The organism is Lachnospira rogosae (ex Hitch et al. 2025), assembly GCF_040096455.1.
GTDB lineage: Bacteria > Bacillota > Clostridia > Lachnospirales > Lachnospiraceae > Lachnospira > Lachnospira rogosae.
Genome location: NZ_JBBMER010000007.1, coordinates 135,306 through 149,841, shown reverse-complemented (window position 1 = coordinate 149,841; position 14,536 = coordinate 135,306). Strand labels below are relative to the sequence as shown.

Sequence of the window (14,536 nt, the reverse complement as noted above, 5' to 3'; positions counted from 1 at the left end):
AGTATTTTATACTTAATATAGTATAGCATTTTACAATGTATAGTACTTATAGTATTTAATGTATAGTGCTTTAACAGAATTATGTAATAGATTGGATAATTATAGAAGGTTAGGGAGGAGAACAGTATGTTATCTACTGATATTGGTATTGATTTAGGTACTGCAAGTATTCTTGTATATATAAAAGGAAAGGGTGTTGTGTTAAAAGAGCCATCAGTTGTTGCCTTTGACAGAGATACTAATAAGATTAAAGCTATCGGAGAGGAAGCAAGACTTATGCTTGGTAGAACACCTGGTAATATTGTCGCTGTACGACCTCTTCGTCAGGGCGTTATTTCTGATTACACAGTAACAGAAAAGATGCTTAAATATTTCATTCAGAAAGCAATTGGTAGAAGAATGTTAAAGAAGCCTAGAATAAGCGTATGTGTTCCATCAGGAGTTACAGAAGTTGAGAAGAAGGCGGTTGAGGATGCAACTCTTCAGGCAGGAGCAAGAGAAGTTGCAATTATCGAAGAGCCAATTGCGGCAGCTATTGGAGCAGGTATTGATATTTCAAGACCTTGCGGTAATATGATAGTTGATATCGGTGGTGGTACTACAGATATCGCTGTTATTTCACTTGGAGGTACTGTTGTTAGTACATCTATAAAGATTGCAGGTGATGATTTCGATGAAGCACTTGTTAGATATATGAGAAAGAAGCACAATCTTCTTATCGGTGAAAGAACAGCCGAAGATATTAAGATAAAGATAGGATCAGCGTATCCAAGACCAGAAGTAGTTACAATGAATGTAAGAGGACGTAATCTTGTTACAGGTCTTCCAAAGACAGTTGAAGTTACATCTGAAGAGACAGAAGAAGCATTAAGAGAAGCTACTTCACAGATTGTTGAAGCTGTACACAGCGTATTAGAAAAGACACCTCCAGAACTTGCATCTGATATTGCAGACAGAGGTATTGTTCTTACAGGAGGCGGAAGTCTTCTTTCAGGTCTTGAAGATCTTATAGAGTCTAAGACAGGAATTAACACAATGACAGCAGAAGACCCTATGACAGCAGTTGCTATAGGAACTGGTAAGTTTATTGAATTCCTTTCAGGATACAGAGAAGAATAGATTTAAGAAAAGGGGTCAGGTATGGTAAGAGGTTTATATACTGCTTATACTGGATTGGTGAATCAGCAGAAGAGACTGGACATTGTATCTAATAATCTGGCAAATTCTACAACAACAGGTTACAAGAAAGAGGGCATGACTACCCAGAGCTTTGATTCAGTATATGGGATTAAGGTTAAAGATGAGACAGTTGGTTATATGAATCAGAATATAGGCAAGATGAGTCTTGGAGTAAAGATAGGAGAAACTTACAGAAGCTGGGATCAGGGTTCTTTAAAGAATACTGAGAGTTCTTATGATTTTGCACTTGCAGGCGATGGCTTTTTCTCTATATCATTCACTAACAAAGCAGGTGAGACATCAACACTTTATACCAGGGATGGATCGTTCCAGATGAACAGCGAAGGCTATCTGGTTACCAAGGATGGTGATTATGTGCTTGGAGAGAGTGGAGATCCAATCGTTCTTCCAACAGACATATCCAAGCTTACAGTTGATTCTACAGGAAGAATATATGCAGACGGACAGTATGTAGATACATTTGGAATTGTAGATTTTGAAGATTATAATTACATAGAAGCATATGGAGAAAATCTTTACAGAGCTGTAGACGGTGCAACATTTAAAGATTCAACAGCAAGTGTTAATCAGGGGTATCTTGAAACATCTAATATTAATGTTGTATCAGAAATGGTCGATATGATTAACATAGCAAGAGAATTTGAAAGTAATCAGAAAATTGTTAATTCGATTGATGAAATGCTTGGCAAGATGGTAAGTATTTCCGAATTGTAATCACATAGGAGGATAAGATTATGATGAGATCATTATGGACTGCTGCATCAGGAATGATGGCACAGCAGACAAGTGTAGATACAATATCTAATAATCTGGCTAATGTTAATACGGTCGGTTATAAGTCAGAATCAACAGAATTTAAATCATTATTATATCAGAATCTCCAGTCGAGAACAACATCTGCGAATGGAGAATATAAGCCGGTAGCTGCACAGGTAGGACTTGGTGCAAGAGTTGCGTCAGTTACATCACATTTTACACAGGGTGCTATGAATGCAAGTGACAGCTCAACTGATTTTGCGATTAGTGGTGACGGATTATTTGCTGTACAGAATGAAGAAGGTGAGACAGTATATACACGTAATGGTAATTTCTACTTCTCAACAGCAACAGAAGGAATGATGTTATGTACAGCAGATGGTTATCCTGTACTTAGCACAGATGGACAGCCAATCGTATTATCATCAGATTACAATGCGGCTAATATTAAGGTATCATCAGAGGGTGACCTTATGTATCCAGGTGAAGATGGTAATCTTGCTAATATAGGTGTTAAGATAGGACTTTTCCAGTTCGCTAATCCATCAGGTCTTGATAAGCTTGGTGGTAACTATCTTGCAGAGACTGAAGCATCAGGAGTTCCAATGAATGAGGAGACTGACGGAGTTGCTAAGAAGAGTCAGTTAAAGCAGAATTATCTTGAAGCGTCAAATGTACAGGTGGCAACAGAGATGGTTAACCTTATTACAGCACAGAGAGCATATGAGTTATGTTCTAAGGCAATCACAACATCAGATACAATGATGGAACAGGCTAACTCATTAAAGAGATAAATAAAATAGATATGATTTGCAGTAATGACAAGGGAGAATAGGTATGGATTATTCAACATCAATAAGTACAAGTTATGCAGATACATATGATAAAACTTCATCACAGCTTAGTGATAAGATTACAAGTACAGATTTCTCACAGGCATCAGACGATGAACTTATGAGCGTTTGCAAGGACTTTGAAAGCTACTTTGTTGAGCAGATGTTAAAGTCAATGCAGAAAATGGCTAAGATAGATGCAGATGATGACGACGACTCATCTTTATTCAGCAGTATGGCATCTATTTCAGGCAGTTCGGATTCGGCTATGAGTACAATGGGAAGTTACTTTGGCGATGAGATGATAAAGAACTACGCAGAAGTATTTACAGAGTCTAATAATGGAAAAGGGCTTGGAATAGCCCAGACATTATATGAACAGATGAAGCGTAATTATTCTTCGGATTTATAGATTGCAGTGTGTTTTAAGTGGACGGTTTTATTAAACACAATGTGGTTTTAATATTAATATATTATTAAAGAGAGGGAAGCAGATTGGATTACGAGTCTGTTAAATACGTTGAAGGATTTATAGATAATATAATTTATCGTAATGAAGACAATGGATATACAGTATTTGAGATAATATATCAGGGTGAAGATGTCACCTGTGTTGGTACGTTAAGTTATATCAACACAGGTGAATTTATTACTGCGAATGGCGAATTTGTCAAACACGCAGTATATTATATGCAGTTTAAGATTTCTTCTTATGAATTCAAGGCGCCGGCGGACAAGGAGTCAGTGAGGCGTTATCTAAGTTCTGGTGCAGTTAAAGGAATAGGCAGCAAGATGGCTGAACGTATAGTAGATACATTTGGCGATGATACATTCCGCATTATGGAAGATGAACCAGAACGTCTTGCAGAGATTAAAGGGATAAGCATAGCTAAAGCAATGGACATTGCTAACCAGCTTGCGGATAAGCACGATATGCGTCGTGCGATGATGTTTCTGCAGAATTATGGAATCCAGATGAATTTAGCCAATAAAATATTTAAAAGATATGGCAATGATATTTACACAATCATAGAACAAAATCCGTACAGGCTGGCTGATGATATTGAGGGCGTAGGCTTTAAGACGGCTGATGAGATTGCTTCCAGAGTTGGAATTAAGGTTGATTCGGAGTTCAGAATAAGAAGTGGAATGTTCTACTGTCTTAATCAGGCGGCATTGCAGGGACACGTGTATCTTCCTTATGAAGAATTAAAGAGGCAGGTGTCATCACTTCTGCTTATTGACATTGGTGATTATGATAAGTTTCTTATGGATCTTGCTATAGATAAGAAGATTGTTGTAAGAACAGAGGGAGAATCTAAAAATGTGTATTCTGCGATGTATTTCTATATGGAACAGAATGTTGCAAGGGCATTGGCAGGACTTGATATAAAATGCGATGAAAATATCAACGAGGTCAATAACAGAATAGCAGGGATTGAACGATCAGAGGGCATTGTGCTTGATGACATACAAAAAGAAGCTGTTGTAAAAGCTGCACTTAACGGACTTGTTATAATAACAGGTGGACCGGGAACCGGTAAGACAACAACAATTAATACGATAATTAAATATTTTGAGATGGAAGGTCTTGAGATAAGGCTTGCGGCACCGACGGGAAGAGCTGCCAAGAGAATGACAGAAACGTGTGGTTTTGAGGCACAGACAATTCACAGACTTCTTGAAATAGTTGGAAGTACTATGGCTGATAAAGAAGACAAGAAAAATCAGACATCAAGTCTTGGAATGAGCTTTGACAGAAATGAAGACAACCCGTTGGAAGCAGATGTAATAATTGTAGATGAGATGTCAATGGTTGATATTAATATTATGAATTCGCTTCTTAAAGCAGTAGCAGTTGGAACAAGACTTATACTTGTAGGTGATGTTGACCAGCTTCCAAGTGTTGGACCTGGAAATGTTCTTAAAGACATAATAGCATCTGAGTGCTTTCCTGTTGTTAAGCTTGAAAAGATATTCAGGCAGGCGGCTGAGAGCGAGATTATAACCAATGCCCATAAGATTAATAAAGGCGATAAGGTGACACTTAATAAATACAGTAAGGATTTCCTGTTTATACATAGAAATGGACCAGATGCAATAATTGCGGCTATGAAGACTGTTATAAGTGAGAAGCTTCCAAAGTATGTTAATGCAGATGTGAGTGAACTTCAGATTTTGACACCATCAAGAAAATCATCTGTCGGAGTTGACAGGCTTAACACTGTAATGCAGGAATATCTTAATCCGCCGGACAGTGGCAAAATGGAGAAGAAAGTTGGCGATACAATATTCCGTGAGGGCGATAAGGTTATGCAGATTAAGAATGACTATCAGCTCGAATGGGAGAAAAAGAACCGCTATGGCATTGCGGTAGAGCAAGGCAGTGGAGTGTTTAATGGTGATACTGGAATTATTGATGATATCAACAATTATAATCAGAGTGTTACTGTCAAATTTGAAGATGGAAGATATGTTGATTATGAGTTTACACAGCTTGACGAGCTTGAACTTGCATATGCGATAACTGTACATAAGGCACAGGGAAGTGAATATCCTGCGGTTATAATACCGATGTATCAGGGGCCAAGGATGCTTATGAACAGAAACATACTTTATACGGCTGTTACAAGGGCAAGAAAGTGTGTATGTATGATAGGTGATGAACGAATTTTTAACCAGATGGCAGAAAATGTATCTGAAACAAGAAGATATTCGTCTTTAGATGAGAGGATAAAGGAAATAAAAAATATTGAATAAATACGACATAATATATAAAAGGATAGCAGCGGGTGTGAAAGATATATTGTTTCCGCCTGCGTGTCCGATATGTTCAAATCCCAGGCCTGTTATTGATAACAGGAAGATGAATATATGTCCGTGGTGTCTTAAATATATAACATATATTAAAGAACCTGCATGCCTTAAATGCGGCAAAGCATTAGAGGATGATAACAGGGAATATTGTAAGGACTGCACGGATAAACAGCATTTGTTTAATCAGGCAGTGAGTGTGTATGAGTATTCAGAGGGGATAAAACAATCTATCTATAATTTTAAATATCATAATAAGCGTGAATATGCAGAGGTATACGCAGATGAAATATCAGGCAGGTACGGTGATGTAATAAATATGTGGCAGCCTGATGTGATTATGCCGGTTCCAATTCATGTATCCAAATTAAAGTCACGAGGCTATAATCAGGCAGGACTTATAGCGGAAAGCCTTAGTAAGAAGCTTGATATAGAATACAATGAACATAGTCTGATTAGAACAAGGGCCACAAGCCCGATGAAAGATCTTAATGATATCCAGAGAACTAAAAATCTTCAAAAGGCTTTTAAAATAGCTGATAATGTTATAATATATAATAAAGTATTAATAGTAGATGACATATATACAACGGGAACAACTATTGATGCGTGTGCAGAATGTCTTAAGAGGGCAGGAGTAAAAGAAGTATATGCTGTTACACTCTGCGTTGGCAGAGGATTTTGAATACAGGTAACAAGAACGGAGGAATATTATGGAAGTAAGAAATTGCAGAGGCTGTGGCAAATTATATAATTATATAGGAGGTCCATATCGTAATCTTTGCCCTAATTGCATAGAGAAGATTGAAGAAAAGTATCTTGAAGTTAAGGAATACATACAGGATCACCATAATGCAACAATGACAGAGGTTGCAGAGGAATGTGACGTAAGCACAAGACAGATTGAACAGTGGATAAGAGACGAGAGGCTTGTAATAGCTGATGATTCTCCGATTGGAATTACATGTGAGAGATGTGGAGCATCGATAAAAAGTGGACGTTTCTGTGAAAGATGTAAGAATAAAATGGCTAATAACCTTGGCTCAATGTATGGTGAGTCTAATGCCGCTGTTGAACATATGGAAAAGAGATTATCGTCAGCCGATGCCAAGATGAGATTTCTTGATAAGAACTAATTGTATTTGTATCTAAATTAATTATAAAATGGGGTTAAGAGATAACAGATTATTACCGATAACTTAATCATAAAGCAGAGAACTGAGCTGTAATAAGGCAGTTAAGGGCTGGAATGTTTGTTACAGACACCTTTGATAATGGTTCTTACAAGACTTTGAAGATAGAAAGTGAGGCGGTAAGTATGCGTATAGATGCTTATAATGCTGTAAGTCAGATATATAAGACAAGTTCTTATTCTAAGAATAATAAGGCTGTTACTAATAAGAAAGAGAATGACAAGTATGAGATTTCAGATACAGCTAAGCTGTATCAGGTAGCGAAGTCAGCAGTGGCTTCTACATCAGATGTCAGAATGGATATGGTTAATGATGTTAAGGCACGTATTCAGGCCGGAACATATAATATAAGTTCTGAAGATGTTGCAGATAAGATACTTGACAGAATTTCAACATTAACATTTTAGTGAGGTTAAAGCATGGCAAGTTTAATAGATCTATTAATCGATGATTTGAATAATGAGGATACAGGATATAATAAGCTTCTGGACTTGTCCAATGATAAGACTTCCGCAATTGTTAAGGGAGATGTTGATGAATTACAAAAGATATTCCTACAGGAACAGAAGTTAATAGAAGAACTTGAAACCGTTGAACAGAAAAGACAGGAAGATGTGAAAGAGATATGCTCGATACTAAGGCTTCCATATGAGCAGATAAGAGTAGAACATATAGTACAGATACTTGAGAAGAAGCCTAAAGAGCACGATGCACTAGAAGAAGTATATCTCAGACTTAAAAGAACTTTGAACCAGCTTACAACAGTTAATGATAATAATAAGCTGCTTCTCAAGGAATCAATGGATATGATACAGTTTGAGCTTGATCTTGCCAGGAATTCAGTTATGGATCCACAGACTTCCAATTATGGAAGAACAGCTTATGAGGAACAGGGGATTACTGGAGCGACAGGATTTGATGCAAAACAATAAATATAATCCGGACTAATAATCAGAAGAAACGGATTGACTCTGATTATTACACAATATAGATTAAGTAATATTATTCGGAATTAAGGGTCACATTTTCAAAGGAATGAATTGGGATTTTTCTTTGAGAATGTGATTTTTTTCTGGGTTTAGGATATGGAGGAATTATGGCTAACGGAATGGCATCGCTTATGGTAGGAGCGTCAGGACTTAAAACATCACAGACAGCACTTAATACAACGGCACACAATCTGTCAAATGTTAATACAACAGGATACACAAGACAGCAGATTACATTTGCAGACAGTACGTATGTTAATGTGTTCGGAACAGGAAACAGCACAGGCAAGTGTGGACTTGGTGTTGATGTTGATGCTATAAGCAGAATAAGAAATGATTTTATAGATAAGTCATACAGAACAGAGAATGCAAGACTTGGATATTATGAAAGCCAGTATAAGGCAGTAGAAGAAGTAGAAGATTTATTTGGAGAAATGCAGGGCGTTACATACCAGACACAGATAACGAATCTGTATAACGCAATTAATGAACTTACTAAGAATCCAACAAGTACAATTGCAAGATCTTCACTTATCCAGAATGCAACAGCATTTATAGACAGGTCTGAAGCAATATATGCTGGGCTTAAGGATTATCAGGTAACTCTTAACACAGATATTAATAATATGGTAAATAAGATTAACAATCTTGGACAAAAGATATATGACCTTAATAAAGAGATAGCCAAGGTTGAATCTGGAAGTGGTGAACGTGCTAATGATTTAAGAGATACAAGAGATAATGCGTTAGATGAATTAAGTGGTTATATTGATTTTGATTATTATGAGAATGAACATGGTGAGGTGATTGTAACTGCTGAGAATGTACCATTTGTTACATCGGCACAGGTTACTGAGATGGGAACAAGACAGGTTGATAATAGTGCACTGTTAATCCCAATCTGGCCAGGTTATGACAGGGATGTATTTAATCTTTCTAATATTAATAATATGAAGGATACAGACAAGGGAGAACTCAAAGGTCTTTTAGTAGCAAGAGGTTCTATAGAAGTTAATTATACAGATGTACCTGTTATGCCGGAGAAGGAAGATTACGATCTTACAACAGCAGACGGACTTCAGGCTTATAATGATGCAATGGATGCATATAACGAGAAGCAGGAATATTACAACAAATATATTGAACCATCAGCAATACTTAGTGCGATAGCTGGATTTGATAAGCTTGTTAATGGAATAGTTACTTCCCTTAATGATATTCTTTGTCCAGAAAAGACAATAGAAACAACAAAAGAGCTTACAGATAATGACGGTAATGTATTACAGGCTGATGAGTACATATATAATGCTTCGGTTAATGCAACACTTTATGACAGATATGGTAAGGAAGTTAAAGGTGTTGCCAATGGTGATGGAACTTACAGTTATTCATCAGGTGAGAAGCTTTATGTTGACCAGGCAGGAACAACAGCTGAGACTATTGATAATATGAAGTATTCTGTACTTGATACAGACAAGGCTGGTTTCGGTATGGATAAGGATATGACTATGGGTGTTGAACTGTTCAAGAGAGAGGGGACAGAAAGATATATCCAGATAACAGCGGCAGACGGAACTAAGACTTATGTCCGCAATAATCTTAATACAGCAGATTATGAAACAGATTATACACTTGGTAAGCTTTTAGTTAATCCTGAAGCATCACAGCATGTTGACAGAATTCCATTATCAACAATACAGGGCAAGGAAGATTTTTCTAAAGCTAATGAACTTATTGATGCATTCAGCAAAAAGTTCGCATCGCTTAATCCTGATTCATATGCCAAGGCAGACTTTAATTCATTCTATAATGATTATATAGGTGAGTTTGCTACAGTTGGTAAGGTACTTTCAAGATTTGTTAATAACCAGACATCAATGGTTGATGGTTATGATAACCAGAGATTACAGACATCAGGTGTATCTTCAGATGAAGAACTTGAGAAGATGATAAAATATCAGCACGCATATAATGCGGCATCAAGATATATTAATGTTGTAAGTGAGATGATAGAACATCTTGTTACATCACTTGGTTCTTGATTATATTAATTACAGATTATATTGAATTATAATTGATGTTTAATACAACAATGTAAATAATGCACTGGTATAAAGGTGCAGAATGGAGAGTTAATATGGCATCTACATTTTTTGGATTATCAATCTCATACAAAGGACTTCAGGCGGCACAGACATCTATTACAACAACAGCACACAACCTTTCTAATATTAATACTGATGGATATACTAAGCAGAGCGTGCTTTTACAGGCATCAGATGCTTTAAGAACATATTCAACATACGGAACAATTGGTTCAGGTGTTAATGTTGTAGAGATTAAACAGACAAGAGATTCTTATTATGATGAGAAATATCGTAACAACTGTGCTAACTATGGACAGTACGAAGCTAAGAATAATTATATGACACAGGTTGAGGATTATCTTAATGAATTTCTTCTTTCAGGTTTCTCAAAGGAATACGGCAATTTCTTTGATGCAGTTAACCAGCTTACAATTACACCAGCTGACACTTCTGCAAAGAACCAGCTTATTAATAATGCCAAGAGTATGACAGATTACTTTAATACATTAGCTAATAACTTAAGAAATGTACAGGCAGATGCCAATAACGAAGTAAAGGATACTGTTGAGCATATTAATACACTTGCACAGAACATAACAGCACTTAATAAGCAGATTAACCAGATTGAGGCGTGCTATGGTGATGCTAATGATCTTCGTGACCAGAGAAATGCATTAGTTGATGAGCTTTCAAAGGCAGTTAATATAACAGTAAGCGAGACAGAAATCCAGAATGGTCTTACATCATTCCAGATAACAATTAATGGACAGTCACTTGTTAATGATTACAGTTACAGGACATTAGAGGTTGTGGCAAGAGGTGAAGTAAGAAATACAAGCGATGCAGATGGACTTTATGATATAAAGTGGAATGACGGATCTGATTTTAATATATACAGTGACTCACTTGGAGGACAGTTAAAAGCACTTATAGATATAAGAGATGGCTGTAATGGAGAGATTGAGTCTTATGCTAAGAATGATGATGGAACATACAAGACAGATATTGATGGTAATATCGTAACAGAGACTAATGCACAGGCAGGCGAGAATATTAATTATAAGGGTGTACCATTCTATCAGGTACAGCTTAATACGTTTATACAGACATTTGCACAGGCAGTTAACAGCATATTTGAAAGTGGCTATGTATCAGATGCGGATACAACTGATGCTAAGAATAAAGGTATACCACTTTTTGTTGTTCAGGATGGTTCTGGAGTTCTTACAGCAACAACAGTATCTGTTAATTCGGCTCTTTTAGAGGATGCTGATAAGCTTGCGACAAAGTCAAATGTAGGGGACGGCGAATCACAGTGCGATCTGATTGAACAGATTAATGCACTTCAGAAGAAAAAGATATTTGATGGTGGTACAGGTGCTTACTTCCTTGAAAGTATTGTCAGTGATGTATCAATTGATTCAAGTAAGGCTAAGACATTTCTTTCTAACTATAATAATATGAAGACAACAATTCAGAACCAGAGATTATCGGTTATGGGTGTTGATACTGATGAAGAAGCTATGGATCTTATGAAGTTCCAGCAGGCTTACAATCTTAACTCTAAGATGATGTCGGTTATGAACGAGATATACGACAAGCTTATTAACCAGACGGGCTTATAATTAGTTCACATAGCATATCTGTAAATGAATGGAGGAATAGTATGAGAATAACTAATCAGATGATGATAAACAGCTCTATAGCTAATATACAGACTAATAAAAGTCAGATTAATACAATGGATACACAGTTATCTACACAGAAGAAGATTAACAAGCCTTCTGATGACCCAATTATTGCAATCAGAGCATTAAGACTTCGTTCAAGTCTTGATCAGGTTACACAGTATATTAATAAGAATATACCAGATGCTTCATCATGGCTTTCGGTAACACACGATGCTCTTGACCAGAGTTACAATATAGTATCACAGCTTTACAGCTATTGTAATCAGGGTGCAACAGATTCGTATTCTCCTTCGGAACGTAATACAATTGTTGAGACACTTAATAAGCTAAAGGATTCATTCTATACACAGGGAGATGTAGATTATGCTGGAAGATATGTATTCACAGGTTATGCAACAGACAAGCCTCTGACATATCAGTCAGATGCAGATGCTAAGGATGTGGACTATACAATAACACAGAACTTTACAAGAGATGCACTTAGCAGTAAGACTGTATATACTAATGCCTATTCTAATGATGATATTATGAATCTGTCAGTTAAAAAAGATGCTAATGGCAAGATTATTACACCAAATGTGCAGACAGTACACAGATTACAGCTTGCTTATTCAGAGGTTGATGCTAATGGAACATTTAAGATTACAGACAGTCAGGGCAATACGGCTTCAATAACTAAGAACACAGACGGAACAATATCAGTAACAGATGCAGATGGTAATGCAGTTACAGGTGTTACAACTAATACAGATGCCAATGGTAATATAACAGGCGTTACAGGTAACTTCTTTAGTGATGGAAGTGGCAATGCAGTTACAGTATCATTTACATCAGATACTAATTATATACCAGGTGATGATGAGATAGTTATTAATTCACAGGTTGGTGAAGTTCTTCTTGGAGAAAATGTATATAAGGACGTATATACAAGCAATTCATTCTCAGTGCAGTATGATAAATCTAATTTCAAAAAGGGTGATGTTAATCCAACAATGTATTTTGACTGTGTTGATAATGTTACAGGCGTTACTTATGCTAAGAAGGATGAAGATATAGAGTATAATATTAATTTTACACAGAAGTTAAAGGTTAATACTCAGGCAGATGAAGCGTTTAATATATATTTTGGAAGAAATATAGATGACCTCACATCAGCAGTACAGAATGTTCTTGATATAGAGAGCCAGATGTCAAAGGTTGAAAGTATGATGAAAGAGGAAAGATATTCATCAGATGCAGACCAGAAGAGTTTAAGTGATATTCTTGAAGGACTTACAAAGCAGCAGGAATTAGCAAAGAGCCAGATGACTAAAGCGTTTGAGACAGGAATTGGACAGATGCAGGGATATCAGGAACAGATTTCTAATGCCAAGGCTGATGTAGGTAACAGGATTACAAGACTTGACCTTACCAAGTCAAGACTTACAGAACAGAAGACTAATTTTACAAGTCTTAAGTCTGAGAATGAAGATATTGATCTTGAGGAAGTTGTTATATCTTATACTTCTGCCCAGCTTGTGTATAATGCGGCACTTTCAGCAGCAAGCAAGGTGGTACAGCAGACATTACTTGATTTTATTGGATAATAAAATGATAATTAATGGAGGGTTTTAAGGTGAAGGTAGATACAAGATGGTTTGGAACGGTTGATATTGACGATGACAAGATTATAACATTTGACCTTGGAGTTATTGGCTTTGAGAATTGTAAAAAGTTCACTCTTATATATGATGTGGATAAGGGAGACGAGGCATCAATAATGTGGTTACAGTCATTAGATGAGCCAGAACTTGCTCTTCCAATGTTAAAGCCGGAGCTTATTAAAGAAGACTATGATCCGATAGTTGAAGATGAGATGTTAAAGGCTCTTGGAAGTGATATTAAAGAAGCTGATCTTATAGTGTTTTGTGTACTTACTGTCCCAGCAGATATTACTAAGATGACAATTAATTTCAAAGCTCCAATCATTGTCAATGCTGATACGTTAAAGGGTGTACAGCTTATAGCCGACAACAATGATTATGAAGTCAGATATCCTATTTATTCAATTCTTGAAGAAAGGAAAGGTGAGTAGAATGCTGGCATTATCAAGGAAAAAAGATGAAGCTATAATAATTAACGATGACGTAGAAGTTACAGTTATTGAGATTAAAGGAGATCAGGTTAAGCTTGGAATAACAGCACCTAAGTCTGTTCCAATATACAGAAAAGAAGTATATGTACAGATAAAGGATGCTAATAAGGAAGCTACACAACAGGCAATTGATGTTAAGGCACTTAACCAGCTCTTTAAGAAATGATAGTTACATTTATTATAACGATTGCAATGGTTTATAATAAATATAATTAATATATAATGTTATATTATGGTATTAGAATGCCGATATAGGGTTTAGAAACTGAGTAAAGTGCAATAAATACGGGAAAAGGATTTCTTTACTGCACTAGGATATATATTGCAGAATTGTAATATTGGTTAATATCGGTTTGAGAACATTTTTTACAACCACACGGAGGTGAAGGATAATGGGAATTGATAAAATGAGCATAGCTGCCAATTACCATAATCAGGCAGTTCAGGCAACACAGATTAATAAGGTTAATGTTCAGACTTCTTCTGATACAGCAGCAAAAGAAATGACAGCAGATAGTAAAGTCAGTACAGCATCGACAGTGCAGATAACCAATACACAGAAGAGTGGTACTGACAATGGTGAATCTAATCTTGCACAGCAGAATGAGAAGAAAGAAGCGAGTATCAAGGAACTCAAAGATATACAGAAAGTAATTAATAGAAATACAATAGCAGAATTTGGCTATAATGAGCCAACTAACCGTATTACTATTAAGATTAAAGATAAGGACACTGATGAAGTCATCAAGGAGATACCATCAGAGAAGGCTCTTGAAATGCTTGCAAAAGCCTGGGAGCTTGCTGGTATCCTTGTTGATGAGAAGAGATAGGAGGTAATA

Annotated in this window: 15 protein-coding genes; all 15 read left to right on the top strand. The window is 36.4% G+C overall.

What is annotated here, in order from left to right; genetic code table 11:
• The first annotated feature begins 126 nt into the window (after positions 1-126).
• The 15 genes from WMO14_RS10325 (at position 127) to WMO14_RS10255 (ending at position 14,527) form a co-directional block, all read left to right on the top strand.
• Complete coding sequence (locus tag WMO14_RS10325; protein ID WP_022502399.1) at positions 127-1,119, top strand: rod shape-determining protein; 993 nt, start codon at positions 127-129, stop codon at positions 1,117-1,119.
• 21 nt (positions 1,120-1,140) lie between these two features.
• Positions 1,141-1,914: a flagellar basal-body rod protein FlgF gene (flgF, locus tag WMO14_RS10320; protein WP_022502400.1), complete on the top strand. Its 774-nt coding sequence runs from the start codon at positions 1,141-1,143 to the stop codon at positions 1,912-1,914.
• 20 nt (positions 1,915-1,934) lie between these two features.
• Positions 1,935-2,750: a flagellar hook-basal body protein gene (locus WMO14_RS10315; protein WP_022502401.1), complete on the top strand. Its 816-nt coding sequence runs from the start codon at positions 1,935-1,937 to the stop codon at positions 2,748-2,750.
• A 43-nt stretch (positions 2,751-2,793) separates the two neighbouring features.
• A complete protein-coding gene (locus WMO14_RS10310; protein WP_349153788.1) occupies positions 2,794-3,201 on the top strand; it encodes a hypothetical protein in 408 nt (135 codons plus the stop codon).
• 83 nt (positions 3,202-3,284) lie between these two features.
• Positions 3,285-5,549 carry an SF1B family DNA helicase RecD2 gene (recD2, locus tag WMO14_RS10305; protein ID WP_055176934.1) on the top strand — a complete coding sequence of 755 codons (2,265 nt, stop codon included), beginning with the start codon at positions 3,285-3,287 and terminating at the stop codon, positions 5,547-5,549.
• Between the two features lie 34 nt (positions 5,550-5,583).
• On the top strand, positions 5,584-6,288 hold the full coding sequence (locus tag WMO14_RS10300; RefSeq protein WP_349153787.1) for a ComFC family protein: 705 nt from the start codon (positions 5,584-5,586) through the stop codon (positions 6,286-6,288).
• Between the two features lie 28 nt (positions 6,289-6,316).
• Positions 6,317-6,739 carry a hypothetical protein gene (locus WMO14_RS10295; protein ID WP_022502405.1) on the top strand — a complete coding sequence of 141 codons (423 nt, stop codon included), beginning with the start codon at positions 6,317-6,319 and terminating at the stop codon, positions 6,737-6,739.
• 113 nt (positions 6,740-6,852) lie between these two features.
• Positions 6,853-7,203 carry a flagellar biosynthesis anti-sigma factor FlgM gene (gene flgM / locus WMO14_RS10290; RefSeq protein ID WP_318295684.1) on the top strand — a complete coding sequence of 117 codons (351 nt, stop codon included), beginning with the start codon at positions 6,853-6,855 and terminating at the stop codon, positions 7,201-7,203.
• A gap of 12 nt (positions 7,204-7,215) precedes the next feature.
• Positions 7,216-7,728, top strand: coding sequence for a flagellar protein FlgN (locus tag WMO14_RS10285; RefSeq protein ID WP_349153786.1), 513 nt, complete (start codon positions 7,216-7,218; stop codon positions 7,726-7,728).
• 164 nt (positions 7,729-7,892) lie between these two features.
• Positions 7,893-9,827 (top strand): flagellar hook-associated protein FlgK, encoded by a 1,935-nt coding sequence (gene flgK, locus WMO14_RS10280; protein WP_055176952.1) that lies wholly within the window; start codon positions 7,893-7,895, stop codon positions 9,825-9,827.
• 95 nt (positions 9,828-9,922) lie between these two features.
• On the top strand, positions 9,923-11,497 hold the full coding sequence (gene flgK / locus WMO14_RS10275) for a flagellar hook-associated protein FlgK (RefSeq protein WP_349153785.1): 1,575 nt from the start codon (positions 9,923-9,925) through the stop codon (positions 11,495-11,497).
• Positions 11,498-11,538: 41 nt separating this feature from the next.
• On the top strand, positions 11,539-13,149 hold the full coding sequence (locus tag WMO14_RS10270; RefSeq protein WP_116444215.1) for a flagellin N-terminal helical domain-containing protein: 1,611 nt from the start codon (positions 11,539-11,541) through the stop codon (positions 13,147-13,149).
• A 29-nt stretch (positions 13,150-13,178) separates the two neighbouring features.
• Positions 13,179-13,637, top strand: coding sequence for a flagellar assembly protein FliW (fliW, locus tag WMO14_RS10265; protein ID WP_022502411.1), 459 nt, complete (start codon positions 13,179-13,181; stop codon positions 13,635-13,637).
• 1 nt (position 13,638) lies between these two features.
• Positions 13,639-13,863: a carbon storage regulator CsrA gene (csrA, locus tag WMO14_RS10260; RefSeq protein ID WP_022502412.1), complete on the top strand. Its 225-nt coding sequence runs from the start codon at positions 13,639-13,641 to the stop codon at positions 13,861-13,863.
• A gap of 226 nt (positions 13,864-14,089) precedes the next feature.
• Positions 14,090-14,527 carry a flagellar protein FlaG gene (locus WMO14_RS10255; RefSeq protein WP_055176960.1) on the top strand — a complete coding sequence of 146 codons (438 nt, stop codon included), beginning with the start codon at positions 14,090-14,092 and terminating at the stop codon, positions 14,525-14,527.
• The last annotated feature ends 9 nt before the right edge of the window (positions 14,528-14,536 follow it).

Bases quoted from the DNA above. Each gene is read 5' to 3' on its own strand.
- WMO14_RS10325 (WP_022502399.1), top strand. From the start codon at position 127: ATGTTATCTACTGATATTGGTATTGATTTAGGTACTGCAAGTATTCTT.
- flgF (WP_022502400.1), top strand. From the start codon at position 1,141: ATGGTAAGAGGTTTATATACTGCTTATACTGGATTGGTGAATCAGCAG.
- WMO14_RS10315 (WP_022502401.1), top strand. From the start codon at position 1,935: ATGATGAGATCATTATGGACTGCTGCATCAGGAATGATGGCACAGCAG.
- WMO14_RS10310 (WP_349153788.1), top strand. From the start codon at position 2,794: ATGGATTATTCAACATCAATAAGTACAAGTTATGCAGATACATATGAT.
- WMO14_RS10295 (WP_022502405.1), top strand. From the start codon at position 6,317: ATGGAAGTAAGAAATTGCAGAGGCTGTGGCAAATTATATAATTATATA.
- flgM (WP_318295684.1), top strand. From the start codon at position 6,853: ATGTTTGTTACAGACACCTTTGATAATGGTTCTTACAAGACTTTGAAG.
- WMO14_RS10285 (WP_349153786.1), top strand. From the start codon at position 7,216: ATGGCAAGTTTAATAGATCTATTAATCGATGATTTGAATAATGAGGAT.
- flgK (WP_055176952.1), top strand. From the start codon at position 7,893: ATGGCTAACGGAATGGCATCGCTTATGGTAGGAGCGTCAGGACTTAAA.
- flgK (WP_349153785.1), top strand. From the start codon at position 9,923: ATGGCATCTACATTTTTTGGATTATCAATCTCATACAAAGGACTTCAG.
- WMO14_RS10270 (WP_116444215.1), top strand. From the start codon at position 11,539: ATGAGAATAACTAATCAGATGATGATAAACAGCTCTATAGCTAATATA.
- csrA (WP_022502412.1), top strand. From the start codon at position 13,639: ATGCTGGCATTATCAAGGAAAAAAGATGAAGCTATAATAATTAACGAT.
- WMO14_RS10255 (WP_055176960.1), top strand. From the start codon at position 14,090: ATGGGAATTGATAAAATGAGCATAGCTGCCAATTACCATAATCAGGCA.